The 16,710-nt window shown below is 41.7% G+C and carries 18 protein-coding genes; 7 read left to right on the top strand and 11 right to left on the bottom strand.

From position 1 onward, the window contains the following. Nucleotides 1-2 precede the first annotated feature (2 nt). Together B5X60_RS06700 and folB are read right to left on the bottom strand one after the other, a co-directional pair. Nucleotides 3-1,400: an FAD-binding oxidoreductase gene (locus tag B5X60_RS06700; RefSeq protein ID WP_079701826.1), complete on the bottom strand. Its 1,398-nt coding sequence runs from the start codon at nt 1,398-1,400 to the stop codon at nt 3-5. A 1-nt stretch (nt 1,401) separates the two neighbouring features. Further along, on the bottom strand, nt 1,402-1,761 hold the full coding sequence (gene folB / locus B5X60_RS06705; RefSeq protein WP_170878395.1) for a dihydroneopterin aldolase: 360 nt from the start codon (nt 1,759-1,761) through the stop codon (nt 1,402-1,404). Between the two features lie 74 nt (nt 1,762-1,835). Between folB and B5X60_RS06710 the strand changes: the two genes are divergently transcribed. Further along, entirely contained in the window at nt 1,836-2,600 is a 765-nt protein-coding gene (locus B5X60_RS06710) for a 3-keto-disaccharide hydrolase (protein ID WP_079701828.1), read from the top strand. Between the two features lie 43 nt (nt 2,601-2,643). On the opposite strand, the gene B5X60_RS06715 is transcribed toward B5X60_RS06710, so the two are convergent. After that, a complete protein-coding gene (locus tag B5X60_RS06715; protein ID WP_079701829.1) occupies nt 2,644-2,967 on the bottom strand; it encodes a hypothetical protein in 324 nt (107 codons plus the stop codon). A 183-nt stretch (nt 2,968-3,150) separates the two neighbouring features. On the opposite strand from B5X60_RS06715, the gene ku reads away from it, so the two are divergent. Beyond that, nucleotides 3,151-3,921 carry a non-homologous end joining protein Ku gene (ku, locus tag B5X60_RS06720; RefSeq protein ID WP_079701830.1) on the top strand — a complete coding sequence of 257 codons (771 nt, stop codon included), beginning with the start codon at nt 3,151-3,153 and terminating at the stop codon, nt 3,919-3,921. A 40-nt stretch (nt 3,922-3,961) separates the two neighbouring features. Further along, nucleotides 3,962-5,413: a M48 family metalloprotease gene (locus B5X60_RS06725; protein ID WP_079701831.1), complete on the top strand. Its 1,452-nt coding sequence runs from the start codon at nt 3,962-3,964 to the stop codon at nt 5,411-5,413. Nucleotides 5,414-5,499: 86 nt separating this feature from the next. On the opposite strand, the gene B5X60_RS06730 is transcribed toward B5X60_RS06725, so the two are convergent. After that, complete coding sequence (locus tag B5X60_RS06730) at nt 5,500-5,799, bottom strand: hypothetical protein (RefSeq protein ID WP_079701832.1); 300 nt, start codon at nt 5,797-5,799, stop codon at nt 5,500-5,502. Between the two features lie 140 nt (nt 5,800-5,939). Here B5X60_RS06730 and B5X60_RS06735 point away from each other — a divergent pair, with 140 nt between their 5' ends. After that, nucleotides 5,940-7,217: a sensor histidine kinase gene (locus B5X60_RS06735; RefSeq protein WP_079701833.1), complete on the top strand. Its 1,278-nt coding sequence runs from the start codon at nt 5,940-5,942 to the stop codon at nt 7,215-7,217. Between the two features lie 37 nt (nt 7,218-7,254). Here B5X60_RS06735 and B5X60_RS06740 read toward each other — a convergent pair whose 3' ends face one another. The 3 genes from B5X60_RS06740 to B5X60_RS06750 all read right to left on the bottom strand — a co-directional run bounded on the left by B5X60_RS06740 (nt 7,255) and on the right by B5X60_RS06750 (nt 8,978). Then, nucleotides 7,255-8,166, bottom strand: coding sequence for an SdiA-regulated domain-containing protein (locus tag B5X60_RS06740; RefSeq protein WP_079701834.1), 912 nt, complete (start codon nt 8,164-8,166; stop codon nt 7,255-7,257). A gap of 38 nt (nt 8,167-8,204) precedes the next feature. Continuing rightward, on the bottom strand, nt 8,205-8,645 hold the full coding sequence (locus tag B5X60_RS06745) for a DUF2147 domain-containing protein (RefSeq protein ID WP_139377384.1): 441 nt from the start codon (nt 8,643-8,645) through the stop codon (nt 8,205-8,207). Nucleotides 8,646-8,789: 144 nt separating this feature from the next. Beyond that, on the bottom strand, nt 8,790-8,978 hold the full coding sequence (locus tag B5X60_RS06750; protein ID WP_170878396.1) for a DUF551 domain-containing protein: 189 nt from the start codon (nt 8,976-8,978) through the stop codon (nt 8,790-8,792). A gap of 228 nt (nt 8,979-9,206) precedes the next feature. On the opposite strand from B5X60_RS06750, the gene B5X60_RS06755 reads away from it, so the two are divergent. Next, nucleotides 9,207-9,620 carry a hypothetical protein gene (locus B5X60_RS06755; protein ID WP_079701837.1) on the top strand — a complete coding sequence of 138 codons (414 nt, stop codon included), beginning with the start codon at nt 9,207-9,209 and terminating at the stop codon, nt 9,618-9,620. A 105-nt stretch (nt 9,621-9,725) separates the two neighbouring features. On the opposite strand, the gene B5X60_RS06760 is transcribed toward B5X60_RS06755, so the two are convergent. Next, complete coding sequence (locus B5X60_RS06760) at nt 9,726-10,130, bottom strand: hypothetical protein (RefSeq protein WP_079701838.1); 405 nt, start codon at nt 10,128-10,130, stop codon at nt 9,726-9,728. Nucleotides 10,131-10,429: 299 nt separating this feature from the next. On the opposite strand from B5X60_RS06760, the gene B5X60_RS06765 reads away from it, so the two are divergent. Then, nucleotides 10,430-11,650: an acyl-CoA dehydrogenase family protein gene (locus B5X60_RS06765; protein ID WP_079701839.1), complete on the top strand. Its 1,221-nt coding sequence runs from the start codon at nt 10,430-10,432 to the stop codon at nt 11,648-11,650. Nucleotides 11,651-11,703: 53 nt separating this feature from the next. Here B5X60_RS06765 and B5X60_RS06770 read toward each other — a convergent pair whose 3' ends face one another. From B5X60_RS06770 to B5X60_RS06780, 3 genes are all read right to left on the bottom strand, one after another. Further along, nucleotides 11,704-12,009: a hypothetical protein gene (locus B5X60_RS06770; protein ID WP_079701840.1), complete on the bottom strand. Its 306-nt coding sequence runs from the start codon at nt 12,007-12,009 to the stop codon at nt 11,704-11,706. Between the two features lie 266 nt (nt 12,010-12,275). Beyond that, nucleotides 12,276-13,430, bottom strand: a complete 1,155-nt coding sequence (lysA, locus tag B5X60_RS06775) for a diaminopimelate decarboxylase (protein WP_079701841.1) — start codon at nt 13,428-13,430, stop codon at nt 12,276-12,278. Nucleotides 13,431-13,462: 32 nt separating this feature from the next. Next, entirely contained in the window at nt 13,463-14,776 is a 1,314-nt protein-coding gene (locus B5X60_RS06780) for an aspartate kinase (protein ID WP_079701842.1), read from the bottom strand. Between the two features lie 167 nt (nt 14,777-14,943). On the opposite strand from B5X60_RS06780, the gene B5X60_RS06785 reads away from it, so the two are divergent. Further along, the gene (locus B5X60_RS06785) at nt 14,944-16,680 is read left to right on the top strand and encodes a phospho-sugar mutase (RefSeq protein WP_079702336.1); all 1,737 of its coding nucleotides are present in this window, start codon (nt 14,944-14,946) and stop codon (nt 16,678-16,680) included. The last annotated feature ends 30 nt before the right edge of the window (nt 16,681-16,710 follow it).

Below are 16,710 nucleotides of genomic sequence, written 5' to 3' on the forward strand. Positions count from 1 at the left end.
CTTTAAAATATTTTACCAGGGTTGAGTATTCCTTTCGGGTCAAATACATTTTTAATGCCGCGCATAAGGTTTAAATTAACCGTTGAATATTTAATATCCATAAACTCCCGTTGCACCAGCCCTATCCCATGTTCCCCTGAAATGGTTCCACCGAGCGAAACAGTAAGCTCGAATATTTCACGGATGCCATCTTTTAGCTTGTTATTCCAATCGAAATCGGTCATGTTTCCTTTTATGATATTAACATGCAAATTTCCATCGCCAGCATGACCATAACATACAGAATCAAAACCAAATTGCAAACCTATAAGTTTTATTCCAGAAATTAGCTTCGGCAGTTCGGCCCGGGGGACAACTGTATCTTCCTCTTTGTAAATTGAATTTGATTTCACCGAAAGGGGCATATTCCTCCTCAATCTCCAAATTGCTTCCTTTTGCGCTGAAGTATCTGCCAGTAGAACATCAGAACAACCGTGAGATTCAAGCACGGTGTTAATCTTCTCGGCCTCAGTTAATAATAAATTCGAATCATGGCCATCTACCTCAATCATAAGGAATGCATCTACTTCAGGCTTCAAATCAAATTGAAAATGGTCGTATTCTATCACCCATTCCACTCCCCGCCGCTCCATAAACTCCAGGCATGATGGAGTTATACCCGTCCTGAATATTGATGAAACTGCAGCACAAGCTGACTCACTATTTGGGAAAGAAGCGAGCATCACTAGATTTTGGGTGGGGATCGGAAGTAATTTCAAAACAACTTTGGTAATAATACCGAGTGTACCTTCCGACCCGATCATCAGTTGAGTTAAATTATATCCGGATGCATATTTGAGTGTATTTGCGCCGGTCCAGATGATCTCACCGTTAGGCAACACGACTTCCAAATTCAACACATATTCCTTTATTGTGCCATATTTAACGGCCCTGGGCCCACCACTTCCATGCGAAACATTTCCTCCTATAAAACAAGAACCTTTGCTGGATGGATCTACGGGATAGAAGAGTCCGTGTTCGACTGCTGCGTTCATAAAAACTTCAGTAATTACACCTGACTCGAGAGTAGCCTGCAAGTTCCGCTGATCAATTTCGATGATCTTATTTAGTTTCTCAGTTGAAATAACCAATCCCTGTAAAACAGGCAACGCACCGCCGCTGAGGCCAGTGCCGGCACCTCTGGGCGTAACGGGAATCAAATGTTCGCTGCACAACTTTAATAGATCAGATATCTGAGCAGCACTGACGGGGCTCACTGCGACCTGAGGAAAAAAGACAAGGTCTTCGGTTTCGTCATGAGCATATTTTTGAAGCTGCTCCGGAGTGGTGAATATATTTTCAGGTCCAACTATTTCGGTGAATCGCTCCAGCAAGTAATTTGAAATCTTATTAAAGGCCATTTTAGCGACTATAGGTTAGTTCAATGGTCGAGTTCTTCACTTCGCCACCTAAGAGAGGATGCATCTTACGAATACGGACACGTATGGCTTTAACCGCTAAATACTCATGTCGGATTTGTTCCAGAATGCTATGTGCAACTGTTTCAAGGAGCTTTCGTGGAATTTTCATTTCGTCAGCAACAATCTTGAACAACTTTTCATAATTCACAGTATTGGAAATCTCGTCCTCTCCAGATGAAAAAACTTCGAGCTCGGTATCTATATCAACGATAAATTCGGTGCCTAACACTTGTTCTTCAGGATAAAATCCATGGTAAGCAAAAAAACGAACCTCCTCCAGACTAACTTTTTGCTTTATCATTCCCATAAACAAAAATAAAGTATTTTGAGCATAGTGTTTCCTTTCATTATATTGGTTTCACCAAAATCTTAAACATGAAAAAAACCTTCTGTTTTACCGCATCCTTCCTGTTAGCGGCTCAACTAGTTAGCGCTCAAGGCGGAAATCCAAAAGACACGGAAGTATGGAGTCCAGTACCTAAGATAATATCAACTCCGGTGGATTTGCAGGTAGCACCAGCAGATGCGATCGTTTTGTTTGACGGCAAAAACCTGGATGAATGGGTAACCGTTAAAGATAAGTCGGCTGCAAAGTGGACGGTCGCGGACAATATTTTCACCGTTAAAAAGGGAACAGGGAATATTCAAACTAAAAGATCCTTTAATAATTATCAACTTCATATTGAGTGGAAGATACCTGCAAATATTACGGGGGAAGGACAGGCTCGGGGGAACAGCGGTGTATTTCTTGCATCAACCGGGACAGGCGATGGCGGGTATGAATTGCAAGTTCTAGATTCTTACAATAATGTCACGTATAGTAACGGGCAAGCTGGAAGTATCTACAAACAATATATCCCTCTGGTGAACGCATCCAGAAAGCCTGGGGAATGGCAGACGTACGACGTAGTTTGGATGGCACCCGTGTTTAATGAAGACGGGTCCATTAAAACTCCAGCCAGAGTTACTGTTCTGCATAATGGCGTTCTTATACAAAACAATATTGAGCTTAAAGGTGAGACTGCTTACATCGGGCCGCCAGTATATAAAAAACATGGACCTTCACCGATTAAATTACAGGACCATGGAGATCCTAGTCCTGCGATAAGTTTCAGGAATATTTGGGTAAGAGAGCTTTAGACCAGCTCACATGTACAGGCAAATTATTGTTTGCCCGGACAGCTCACAGCACCTGCAATTCAAGTGTGATTTTCTCGTCGGGATTTCCAAATACAAAAGGTGCAACCGGTACTTTGACCTGAGCGGCTTCGAATACCCGCGGAGCATCAATGGCATCGCCCCACACAAAGGGTGCGACCGCAACTTTCATATTTTTCTTTAAAGGAGTAGTTACTTCAATAGTAACATTCTCCCCGGGATTACCCCATACGAAGGGGGCAACTGCTACATTCTGAGTTTTATTATTTCTATTATTTTTGATTTCATCTGCGTGTATTGCAGAAGAAAGAAGGACTAATGCTGAGACTAAGGTGATGATGTGTTTCATGATATGTTGTTTGGTTGATCAAAAATATATCAACTTGATGGGCAGGCGAATGCAAATTAGGTTAAGCTGGTCGGTTACTCGGTAAAACACATGATTAAACCGGCAAAGTTATTTTTGATCAACGGATTAATACCAAAACCATTTCATTACTAGAATGTTGATAAGGTCTAAAGGACCTATATTATGAGAGCAATTTGGAAAGGTTCAATAGGTTTTGGCCTTGTAAACATCCCCATAAAACTATACTCAGCAGTGCAAAACAGCAGTCTGGACATGGATATGCTGGACGGAAGAGATCATTCAAGAATTAAATTCCAACGCATAAACGAGAAGACCCGCAAAGAAGTTCCTTACGAAAAAATCGTCAAGGGTTATGCGATAAACGACGATTATGTTATTCTAGACGATCAGGATTTCGAAGATGCAAGTCCTAAGAAAACTAAGATGATAGAACTAGAAAACTTCGTGGGAATAGACGAAATAAACCCAATCTATTACGAAACATCTTACTACTCCGAACCGGAAACACAGGGTAGAAAAGCATATGCCTTACTGCTGCAGGCACTTTTAAAATCAAAGAAAGCCGGGATTGGCCGCTTTGTGTTACGAAGCACTGAAAACCTCTGCGTTCTACATGCGCTTGATAAAGTAATCGTGATAAGCAAGATCCGCTTTGCTGAGGAGATTAGGTCTACAGAAGAGATCCTTACCCCCACGGATATTAACATCAATAAAAAAGAACTCGATGTTGGCTTGGCTCTTATAGACCAATATACTTCGAAATTCAAGATCGACCAGTTTAAGGACGAATACACAAGTGACCTCCTAAAAATCATTAAAGCGAAGGCAAAAGGAAAACGCCCTTCTATCAAAAAACTCAAGCCTGAAAAAGCATCAAGCGACGATTTATACTCTCAATTAATGGAGAGCCTAAGCTCAAGAAAAGGAGCCTAATTAAAAACTAACCAATTATAAACTACAATACAAAATCATCATGAAAAGATATATTTTATTTGGGCTCATATCCAGTTCGCTATTCCTGGTAAATGCTTGTGCAGTAAACCCCGTAACAGGCAAAAAACAAATTGTGCTGATGTCAGAAGCGCAGGAAATTGCGATGGGTAAGGAGGCTGACCCTCAAATTATTGCACAATACGGCTTATATGACGACAAGAACCTGCAGGCATTTATAACTGAGAAGGGCAAAGCAATGGCCGCGGTCTCCCATCGCCCAAATCTCCAATATGAATTCAAGATAGTTGATTCAGATGTGGTTAACGCATTTGCTGTACCCGGAGGATATGTTTATTTCACCAGGGGTATTATGGCCCACTTTAATAATGAAGCAGAATTTGCCGGTGTACTTGGGCATGAAATAGGCCATATTACAGCACGTCATACTGTATCGCAACAAACAAAGGCCGTTCTCGGGCAGGTAGGATTGATTGGTAGCATGATCCTCGTCCCTCAACTTGGTGAATTTGCAGAACCACTTTCGCAGGGCTTGGGTGTCCTGTTCCTGAAATTTGGCCGGGATGCTGAGCGGCAATCGGACGACCTTGGAGTTGAGTACTCATCAAAAATTGGTTATGATGCACAGGAAATGGCTGGTTTCTTCAATACTCTTGAAAGAAAAAGTGCCGGAACGGGCAGCTCAGAACTACCTGACTTTTTATCAACCCATCCTAATCCTGCAGACCGAAACGTTGCTGTAAATAATTTGTCAGTGGAATGGAAGAAAAAACTAAACTTAACTAATCCTCAAGTCAACCGTGATAGCTATCTCCGAAAGATTGATGGGATAATTTATGGAGAAGATCCTAAAGGCGGCTATTTGGAAAATAATGCATTTTACCATCCTGTATTAAAGTTCCAATTTGCTGTGCCACAGAACTGGAATTATGAAAACACACCTCAGCGGGTTCAAATGGCTCCAAAAGATGGAAAGGCATTAATGATGATGACTCTTTCTCCTGGGAAAACCCTTGAAGAGGCTGCAAACGGGGTTGTTCAGCAAAACAATTTACAAGTACTCGAATCAAACAGAGTAAGTGTTAATGGTTTGAATGCAATTTACATGGTGGCAGACGTTAAACCTCAGCAGCAAGGTCAGGCTTCAACAGCAAGAACAATGACTTACCTAATTGAATATGGAGGAAATATCTATATGATATTGGGTGCTTCATCACCTAACGACTTTAATAACTATGCTCAATACTTTTCACAAAGCATGAAAAGCTTCCGTCAGCTTACTGACGCGCAAAAGATTAACAAGCTGGCTGATAGGGTTAGAATCAAATCTGTGAAGCAGACTGGCACATTACAGCAAGCCCTTGTTAGTTACAGTGTACCACAAAATAAGCTTGAAGAAGTTTCTATTTTGAATGGCATGAACTTAACCGACCGGGTAACACAGGGTTCTCTTATTAAGGTGATCGCCCAATAGGCCAAAAATGTCAAAGGAAAGCCCCGATATCATATCTGATACGGGGCTTTCTTTTTGAAGTTAGATTCGGTTTACACAACTAAGACTTATACGTCTTTCTCACGCTCAACCTTCTTTGTAACAGTCACGCGATCAGTGCTTCCTGAAGTAGTGGTACTAGGACCGCTGTTACCACGTACCAAAGCAACGATAATAATTATAAGAACCGCTGCTCCAACTATCCATACCCACGGCTCAACCGTTGTTGTTTCTGTTGTAACAGAACTGCTTGATCTAGTCGTTGTAGATGTACTTGTGCTATCCTGTGCATTAACCATTAAGGTTGTTAGAGTCAGGAAAAAGATTGCAGACAAGCTTTTTAAGTTAATTGTTTTAAGGCTTTCCATTGAATGTTTGGTTTAGTGAATAATTAGTTTATACCTGAACATCTGTATTCAAAAAAAGTTTCTGTGAGAGCTTTTCTATTTACTAAATTTTTTTAATATATATGTTTAAATGCATTTAAACATATATATTTACCTTCTTAATGCCTCTCAAAAAAACGTTACATTATTTAACGGGTGACTATTCTGAATTTACGCTAGAATCAAGAATATTCCACTCCATCTGTATAGTTGCGATAGTCACGCTTGCTTATTGCGTACCTCTTAATTTTTTCCTCGATTTACCATCTTCAGCATGGCTGTCGCTAGTTGCAATGCTGATACAGTCTTTCTTGTATTACCTTTCCAGGTTTCTCAAGAAAACACAATTGAGCCTGGTGTTGTCGATCATTATAATTCACATAATCCTGATCGCCAATTATTTTTATAATTCAGGAATTGCAGGTCCAAGTCTATTACTATTGCTGGCAGTCTTCTTTCTGGTAAGCGCAATTTCTCCCCGGAGTTCATACAAATATTGGCTTAGCTTCAATATTTTGATTGCCTCAGGGCTGGCACTGATTGAATACTTTTTCCCCAATAGCATTCAAAGCAATTATGTAAGTCAGATTTCAAAATTCGCCGACCTGGGCACCAGTTATTGCTTGTGTGCCGTGATTATATTAATAGGCTTAAGCTACATCAAGAAAAACTACTACATATCACAAAACATGTTGAAGGCCAAAGCCGAAGACCTCGAGCGAATTAATCACGCTAAAAACAAGATGTTTTCGATAGTATCTCATGATCTCAAGGCACCAATTGCGTCAATACAAAGCTATTTGGAAATACTTTCTGTGATGGACATCGACCATCAAGACAGGCGCCAAATAAAGGCCGACCTGATGCTGATGACTCAAAACACTGATATGATGCTTTCAAATCTGTTAATGTGGTCGCAATCACAAATGGAAGGGATTAATATGGATAAGAAGCTTCTTGACCTGGTCGAAGTTATTTCCCCTGTAATTGAGGTTTTTCAACCTATAGCAAGCCGTAAAGAGGTTGAACTGACTTACACAATTGCACCTGATCTGCAAGTAATAGCCGATAAGAATATGCTGCAATTGGTTATCAGAAATATTCTAAGCAATGCTATAAAATTTACACACCCCGGAGGCAAAATAGACTTAACTGCCAATTATCAAGGTGAGATGTGTGAGATTATAATAAAAGACTCGGGTATTGGAATGGATGACGCAACCAAATCCAGCATTTTTAGCCTACAGGGAAAGTCTTCCTATGGCACTAAAAATGAAAAAGGTGTTGGACTGGGGCTAAGTCTGTGCAAAGAATTTTCTGAACTCCAAAATGGGCAGTTATGGTTCGAAAGTGAGACCGGAAAAGGAACAACCTTTTATATAACAATGCCGCGTTCCTAAACTTGAATGTACCTTCTTGTCGGGATCAAGCCGGCAACTAATTATCAACAAGCTCTACCTGAAGAATATTTCCTTCACCGTCCGCACCTTCATTCGATATATACATCTTTCCGTCTGGACCAAACGTCAAACCTTCAGGTTGTGGGAAATCAGGGCCTTTAAGTTTATATAATGAACGGATAGCGCCCTGAGTATTCATAATAATGAGCTTTGGTTTTGTACCCTCGAGAACATAAATTTCGCCTGTCACCGGATGGATCTCTATGTCTGATGGACTGATGGAATTTTTCGACTTGCCTTTGTTGGTGTCCTTGAAGATTTCATGGTTAAGATCAATCTTATAGACTGGAGTTTCTGACATCTTTTTGGTTGCAAGATTAAACGCATAGATTCCCTTGTAATCCTGGCTATTAGGATCTGCACCTTTCACGGCAATAAGTAAGCGATTGTTTTTCTTATCGTAAGCCATGCTTTCGCTATCCTGCTTTTTCCCTAAGTGAGTCTTATACATTTTCACAGCTCGCTGTTTACTCGTATAGTTTTCAATCCCAAATATTACTCCATCGGCACGTAGAACATAGATGGTATTACCAACGATTGAAATCCCCTCATAATCTCCCTGCGGACCAAAAGGTATTTCTTTGTCAATCTTATTATCCCGAATATTAAATAAAAACACGGTGCCTACCTCATCTTGTACACAGGCAAAATGGTTTGCATCCAACCAGGATATACCAGACACTTCATGCAGCTCTTTCGGCAGAAGCCAGGTGATTAAAATTTTTGCATCCTGGTCATTCTTCGCATCAAGGAGGTCTTTGATTTCGGTTTTATCGGCTCCTTTTCCAGTTTTGTCGTCTTTACTGCCTTTTACGAAACGGAAGACAACTGCTAGCACGAGGGGGATTACGATCAGGGCGATAATTTTAATAGGGGTCTTGTCTACCATTATTTTGGTTCTATTATGTGTATGTTCTACAACTAAATTTATTTCACCCTAGTCCAAACCTGTGTTTTGCCTATCAGACTGATTCCCATGAAAGCTCTGATTTCCAAAGCACCTCCATTGCTGATTGATAATTTACAACTGTACTTTTTCCCCGAACGTGGGTCATATACGGTACCACCTTCCCAAACTCCATTTCCACTATAATTAAAATCGCTCAATGCTTCAAGGCCTAAAAGCGGTTGTCCTCGGCGAGATTCTGATGGGTTATGTTTATCAGTTTTGGGATTTCCTGATTCATCGTTTTCTTCTCGTAGCCAGGAAATCTTGCCGTTGTACGTTTGGCCTGACTTAAATATTTGCACTCTAACATTTCCGCCTCCGCTTTGCCAAACACCAAGAACGGCGTCTCCACTTTGGGCCATTGACGGTAATATAAAGCATATAGGGGCCAGGAACGCTAACAATATTTTAAACTTCATAATAATAGATATATTTCAGTTATGACCTGCGAAGTATATGTTCATACAGGTCAACGCGTTGTTTGGCCTGTTATGCAAAAACAATGCCGGGCAAGTGAAACTTACTATAAAGCTGAGTTTGGCAAGGAATGCCGAACGCTATGTTTAAGATTTGGGAGGGAATGGTGGCAGGGTCATCCAGTGAGTAAAGTCCTCGAGGGAAACTTTGTCATTTGCAACCACAAACTTGTGATATTTCTCACTGTAATATCCAAAATAAATCTGTCCGCCGTCAAACAAGAGCACATCCTTTGCTTGTTCCGGCAACTCGTCTTTTACTAATTTCCAAACCATAAAGTAAAGATAGGAACATATGAACAAAGAGCAAAGAACAAAGACGAAAGACATCGTTAGCGTTGCATTGAGCAAGGCGCTCGGACCCCTTTTAGTCGAAGTCTTCCGTATTTGTTACCAACTTCCGGTCTGCCAGTGTAAATGATTATTCTTAACTGTTTAAAGCTATTGCAGTTCTCATTCTAAAACATTAATTTTCTTTAAACTAAACTCTTAATCACAATCGACATGAACACAAAAACATTAATTGCTGGGATTGTAGCTGGAATTGTTGCATTCTTCGCTGGATTTTTAATCTATGGACTCGCAATGGCAGATTATTTTGTTTCTGCGATGCCTTCCTATCCTGGGCTTCTCAAAGATCCGGGAGAAATTTGGGCTATTGGTGTTGGAAGTCTAATCTGGGGTATTTTATTAGCTTGGCTCTTAAACTCAGCTAATGTTATTACTGCCTCACGGGGCGCTAGTTATGCCGCCCTCGCCTTTTTTTTGTACGCTCTTGGATCGGGATTCATTGCCTTCGGCCAAATGAACATGTATTCAATTCAAGATATTTTTATTGATGCAATCTGCTGTGCTTTGATGATGGCTCCGGCTGGAACTGTTGCTGGATGGATGTTGGGGAGGCCTGCAAGGACCTGATAAGTCGGTATTTAAAATTACGGATTAGTATAAAAACAAAGAGAGCTCCAATCGGAGCTCTCTTTGTGTGAGCGATATTTCAGGTAATGCGATACCGATATTCTTTTATTTATTCCTTTCAAGTTCCATTGGAATATCGATTCCTGGCTCTCCAAGTACAAATGGTGCTGCCGGTACCAGGGCACCAACTGCTTTGATGGATGCTAAACCCTCTGGTGCATCATCATTCGGGTTTCCATAAATGAATGGAGCGACCGGAACATTCATGTTGTTATTTGCAGTGACATTTACAGCATCTTCAGGTGAGCCCCAAACGAATGGCGCAACTGGAACCATAACTTTTTTCACTTCTTTTAATTCTGCAGGAACGGCATCTTCAGGATCCCCCCACACAAATGGTGCTACCGAAACTGTGGCTGATTTATCCCGATTCTTAATTTTATCATCAGCTTTGCTGTTTAATGATAGTGCGATTAAAACGATTGTTGACAGAGTGTATATAGTTTTCATAATTATATATTTTAATATTTCTTGTTTGATTTGTTGATTCAAAAGTACCCCGGAATTGAACGCTGGCCTAGTTCTAATTGGCAGAAACAGGACTAAACTCGGTGAAAGCAGGGGAAAAATCGGTAGAAGAAGGTCTTAGGGTTTAGGGATTATGCTTTAGGTTTTTCACCGTCAAAATGGTGGTGTTTTGCCCGGTAAACGGTTTGTCCCGATCAATCCTGAAACTTGATACCCGATACTTGATACTTCTTACTTCTTCCCAAGCACATTTTTCTTAGTTTTGGACAAATCATTTCCTTATGTCATTCGAAACTGAAAAGCAACAAGATATACACAGGTCGTCCAAGAAAGATCTGTATGAAGCTCCAGACTATTATCTGATCGATGAACTCCTAAGCGATGAGCACAAGCTCGTTCGCGATAGCGTGCGTAACTGGGTTAAGAAAGAAGTAAGTCCTGTGATTGAAGATTTCGCTCAGAAAGCTCAATTCCCTAAACATTTAATACCTGGGCTGGCTGACATTGGCGCCTTCGGTCCAACTATCCCTGCTGAATATGGCGGCGCCGGCCTCGACTATATCTCCTATGGTTTAATTATGCAGGAGATAGAGCGTGGTGATTCAGGGATACGCTCAACTGCCTCTGTTCAGGGTTCATTAGTTATGTACCCGATCTATGCATACGGTTCTGAAGAACAAAAAAAGAAATATTTACCTAAGCTTGCTTCTGGTGAATTCATTGGATGCTTTGGGCTCACTGAACCAGATCACGGTTCTGATCCGGGCAGCATGATCACCAATATTAAGGATAAGGGCGACCATTATCTGCTTAACGGCGCTAAGATGTGGATCTCCAACTCCCCTTTTTCGGACATTGCCATTGTGTGGGCTAAGAATGAAGAGGGGGTCATCAAAGGCCTGATCGTCGAAAAAGGCATGGAAGGGTTCTCAGCTCCTGAGATCCACGGCAAGTGGAGCCTGAGGGCTTCTGCCAGCGGTGAGCTTGTTTTTGATAATGTTAAAGTGCCTAAGGAAAACCTGCTGCCAAATGCATCCGGTTTGAAAGGACCGCTGGGATGCCTGAACCAGGCACGTTACGGCATTGCCTGGGGTGCACTTGGAGCGGCAATGGATTGTTATGATACGGCACTTCGTTATTCTAAAGAACGCAAGCAGTTTGGGCGACCAATTGGCGGTTTCCAACTGCAGCAAAAGAAACTGGCCGAGATGATCACGGAGATCACTAAAGGACAACTGCTTGTTTGGAGACTCGGTGTTCTGAGAAACGAGAATCGTGCAACTCCTGCGCAGATCTCTATGGCTAAGCGTAACAGCGTTGAAACTGCAATGAATGTAGCTCGCGAGGCTCGTCAGATGCTGGGTGGAATGGGAATAACTGGTGAGTATCCGGTAATGCGCCACATGATGAACTTAGAATCTGTTGTGACTTACGAAGGAACGCATGATATCCATCTTTTGATTACAGGTATGGATGTGACGGGGATGGCGGCGTTTGAATAAGTACCAGATAAAAGAACAAAGAGCAAAGAACAAGGACTGGGGCAATGTATGCTCTAGTCCTTTTTGCTTTTGTGTTCTTTAAGATAAGCTGATATAGCTGCGTTGTAGACTCTGCGACCCGGCTCTAGAGTTGCCTTAAACTCAGCTTTCCTCTTGGGGTCGTTGATAATTGAGCGGGCGTAAGTTATAGCATCAGAAAATAACCCCTGTTCTGCTTTCTGATTTTCATTGAACTCCACCTTACTCATATCTGGGAGCTTCGATAGAAAAGTCTTGTTTCCGTAAGTTTTCAGGACCATTTGCTGGTTCAACTGACCGCTGGTTCCTTTCATTAATAAGTTATTCTTAAAACGTGCCATGGTTGACGATTTAATATCCTTGGTATTGTTCTGTATTTAAGAGGGTAGCACCGAGAAGGCTCTATCCTACGTTTATCCTACGTTTATCCTACGTTTATCCTACGTTTATCCTACGTTGAACGAAGTGCTTAGATTACACCTGCCTACTCCTATCAATACACCACCACATCATGTACAATAGCAATCAAAGCCCTTTGTCCTAAAATAAGAGTTTACGGAAAAAATTCAAAAAGGTTTTGGTGTAAACGAATTGATTTACAGCGGCGTTATGAAGAATACTCTGATCTTACAATATCACGCAAATTATAACCAGAGGCCATAACCTGACCGTATGCACCAGCAGTTCTCAGCACAACAAGATCGCCCCGCTTTGATAACGGTAACTCTACTTCTTTGCCCAGCCAGTCAGTGCTTTCACAGATAGGTCCTACCACATCATACTTTACCGTTTCCGCATTTTTATCAGCAGAAAGGTTCTGTATCTTATGGTAAGCCTGGTAAAGTGCAGGTCGCATTAACTCAGTCATGCCGGCGTCCAGGATAAGGAAATTCTTCTTTAAACCATTCTTCACATACAGGATACGGCTAATAAGGTTGCCGCATTGAGCAACTAGCGCCCGGCCGAGCTCAAAATGTACTTCCTGGTTGGGTTTACGCTCGAGAAACTTATTAAAAATCTCGAAATAACTTTCAAAATCGTTTACTGGCGACTCATCAGGATTGTAGTAATCAACTCCAAAACCACCTCCAACATTTAATATTTGAAGCTGGAAGCCATGCTCCTCAAACCACTGGCTGAGCTCATTCGCTTTAACACACAGGCTTTTGAAGATGTCCAGATTAGTGATCTGTGAACCAATATGGAAATGTATTCCTATCAGTTGCAGGTTTGACGATTTTCTTAACTCTTCCACACAAGTTTTGAGCTCCCATTGGTTAACCCCAAATTTATTCTCTTCCAGCCCTGTTGTAATGTAGTGGTGCGTGTGAGCATCCACATTGGGGTTGATACGAATAGCTACCCGCGCAGTTTTCCCGCGTTTAGCAGCCAAATCATTGATGATACCGAGTTCCTGAACTGATTCTACATTAAAGCAGTAGATATCATTCTCTAAGCCCTCAATAATTTCCCGGTCTGATTTACCTACACCCGCGAATACAACCTTACCCGGATCGAAACCGATCTCAATCGCCTTTTTTACTTCGTTGCCGCTAACACAATCAGCGCCAAAGCCTATTTGCTGAATAGCTTTCAGCACCCGCTCATTAAAATTAGCTTTAAAAGCGTAGTGTACGTGGAAGCCATACTTGTCTGACGCCACCTTACACGAAGCAAGTGTCTTCTGTAATAGCTCCAGATCGTAATAATAGAATGGGGTATCTAACGCTTCAAAACGCGCTACGGTGTTATGATCTAACATATCTAAATTTCTATCAGCCAGGCTGATGCAGGTTATTCAAATAAACGACTGTGAAGTGAGCGAAGTGCTTCAACCTTGTGCTTATCATCAAGCAAAAGCGAAATATTATAACTGCTTCCTCCATAAGAGATCATACGTATCGGGATATGCTTTAATGCTTCAAAAACACGTGATGCATAGCCATGCTTATCCGCACCGAAGTCGCCTACCACACAAACAATCGTTTGATTGCTGTCAACCTCCACAGAACCAAAGCTGTTTAATTCTTTTATAATATCATCCAGGTTACGGGTCTCGTCGATGGTTACAGACACGGCAACTTCTGAAGTTGTGATCATATCGATCGGAGTTTTATAACGCTCAAACACTTCGAATACGCGACGTAAGAATCCATAGGCAAGCAACATCCGGCTCGACTGGATCTTAATCGCAGTAATGCCATCCTTTGCAGCAATCGATTTAATTCGGCCACGTTCGCTCTCATTGGTAATTAGCGTACCGCCAGCTTCAGGCTCCATGGTATTGAGCAAACGTACCGGAACCTTGTATTTCTGTGCAGGGAAAACACTTTGCGGATGAAGGATCTTTGCACCGAAATACGCAAGCTCGGCAGCTTCATCGAATGATAGTTGAGCAATAGGCTTGGTTCCTTTCACCACCCGCGGGTCGTTATTGTGCATGCCGTCAATATCCGTCCAGATCTGTACTTCTTCCGCACGGATTGCCGCACCAATCAGAGATGCCGTATAGTCGCTGCCGCCTCTTCTGAGGTTATCGACTTCGCCAAACGAATTCCGGCAGATATATCCTTGAGTAATAAAGAATGTTTCAGACGGATCTTCATCAATTAATGGCTGCAGGTGTTCGGTGATGTAGTCAATAACTGGTTCATTGTCCTCATCAATCTTCATGAAGTCGAGAGCGGGAAGCAATCTTGATCTGACGCCTATTTCGGTAAGATAAATATGATATAAGGTTGTGGAGATAAGTTCACCCTGAGCCAGGATAACCTTTTCCTCAATTGTTGTAAAATGTTCGTTTGCGAAAGATGAAATCAGGTTGAAATGATAATCAATCAGTTCCTTGCCGTTTTCAAGACCTTCTTCAGTAGAGAAAAGCTCCTTAATGAAGGTCTCATATTTATCCTTCAGCGCTTTTGTAAGATCTGTAGCTTTCTGTTTTTCTCCTGCCAGATAAGCCTGAGCGATTTCGAGCAGGCTGTTTGTTGTTCCTGACACAGCAGACAGAACAACGATTTGCCTGTCTTGCGGTTGAATAATGTCTAATAGTTTTTTAATGCGATCGGGACTGCCGACTGACGTTCCTCCGAACTTTAGTACCTTCATTTAATTGTTGAATTTTAGATTGCAGCAAAGGATAATTATACTTGCACAATGCGCAGCTAAAAATACGAAAAAGGCGCTAAAATTCCACCTTTAGTTGAATTTAATTGGGAACAAACACGCTAAATTTGGGTTATTCAGATATATACCAACAAAAGAATAAAGATTTCATGCAAAACTTAGAACCATCTGTCTCAAATAGAATAAATCAATGGCTGGAAGGCAGCTATGATGCTGATACTAAATCAAGTATTCAAAATCTGCTGGAGAATCAATCCCATACGGAGCTAACAGACTCTTTTTACCGTGATTTAGAGTTTGGAACAGGTGGACTTCGTGGCACAATGGGTCCGGGAACAAATCGAGTAAATAAATATACTATTGGCTCTGCTACCCAGGGCTTGTGTAATTATCTCCTGAAGAAATATCCGGGCGAGAAAATCAAGGTCGCTGTTGCCCACGATAGCCGTAATCTTTCAGATTTCCTCGCGAATGTTACCGCTGAAGTGTTCTCAGCCAATGGTATTCATGTTTACTTCTTTAAAGAGCTTCGCCCAACTCCTGAGCTTTCTTTCGCCATTCGTCATTTAGGATGCAGGAGTGGTGTAATGATTACTGCATCGCACAACCCGAAAGAATATAATGGTTACAAAGCGTACGGTGCTGATGGCGGACAATTCACGTCTCCCGATGACCGGATGGTAATGGACGAAGTTGCTGCTGTGGGAAGTATCGATAATGTGAAATTCAATCGCATAGATTCAAATATTGAATTGATCGGTGAAGAAATAGACCAGTTGTATCTGGATAAAATAACTGAGCTTTCGGTTTCGCCGGATGCAATAAAGCGTCAAAATGATCTAAAGATCGTTTACTCACCAATTCATGGAACTGGTATAACTTTAGTCCCGAAGGCCCTGAAACAGTTTGGCTTTACTAGTGTGACGATTGTAGATGAGCAGGCAACTCCAGATGGTAATTTCCCTACAGTTGTTTATCCCAACCCGGAAGAAAAAGAAGCTTTAACCTTGGCTTTGGCGAAGGCCGCAGAAATAGATGCCGACCTGGTGCTTGCTACAGACCCGGATGCCGACCGTGTGGGTATTGCAGTAAAAAATGATGATGGTGAGTTTATTCTGTTAAACGGTAACCAAACCGGAAGCTTACTGATCAACTATATGCTGAGCGCCTGGGAAGATCAAGGTAAACTCACGGGCAATGAATATATCGTTTCCACCATTGTTACCACTCCGCTGATCATTGATATCGCGAAAGCAAAGAATGTGGATTTCTACGAAACCCTGACTGGCTTTAAATGGATCGGCGCAGTAATGACTAAGCTGGAAGGGCAGAAAACCTTTATAGCGGGTGGAGAAGAAAGTTACGGTTATCTTGTTGGTGATCTAGTTAGAGATAAGGATGCTGTTATATCATGCGCATTCATCGCCGAGATGACCGCCTATTATAAGGATAAGGGGAGCAGTCTTTACCAGGCTATGCTCGATATGTACCAGAAATACGGGTTCTACAAGGAAAAGCTGGTATCAATCACTAAAAAAGGTAAAACCGGAGCTGAAGAGATAAAGGCGATGATGGAGCGCTTCCGAACCAATACACCGCAGAGCCTTGGCGGATCTAAAGTTGCAACTCTTAAAGACTATGAACTCGGCAAGGTGACAGATGTTGTTTCCGGAACCTCGCAGAAGTTAGATTATCCGAAGTCGGATGTCCTGCAATTCATCACAGAAGATGGCTGTATTATATCAGCGAGGCCCTCAGGAACCGAGCCGAAGATTAAATTCTATTGCAGTGTGAAGACGGATCTCAAGAGTAAATCTGAGTTTGAAGCAAAAAGCAGAGAACAGGATGATAAAATCGAAAAGATCATGGCAGATCTCACTGCTTAGACTCGATTTTATTTGACTGAAGCAGGTATA

Origin of the sequence: Daejeonella lutea, from assembly GCF_900168015.1 — a bacterium.
In the GTDB taxonomy this organism is placed as follows: domain Bacteria; phylum Bacteroidota; class Bacteroidia; order Sphingobacteriales; family Sphingobacteriaceae; genus Daejeonella; species Daejeonella lutea.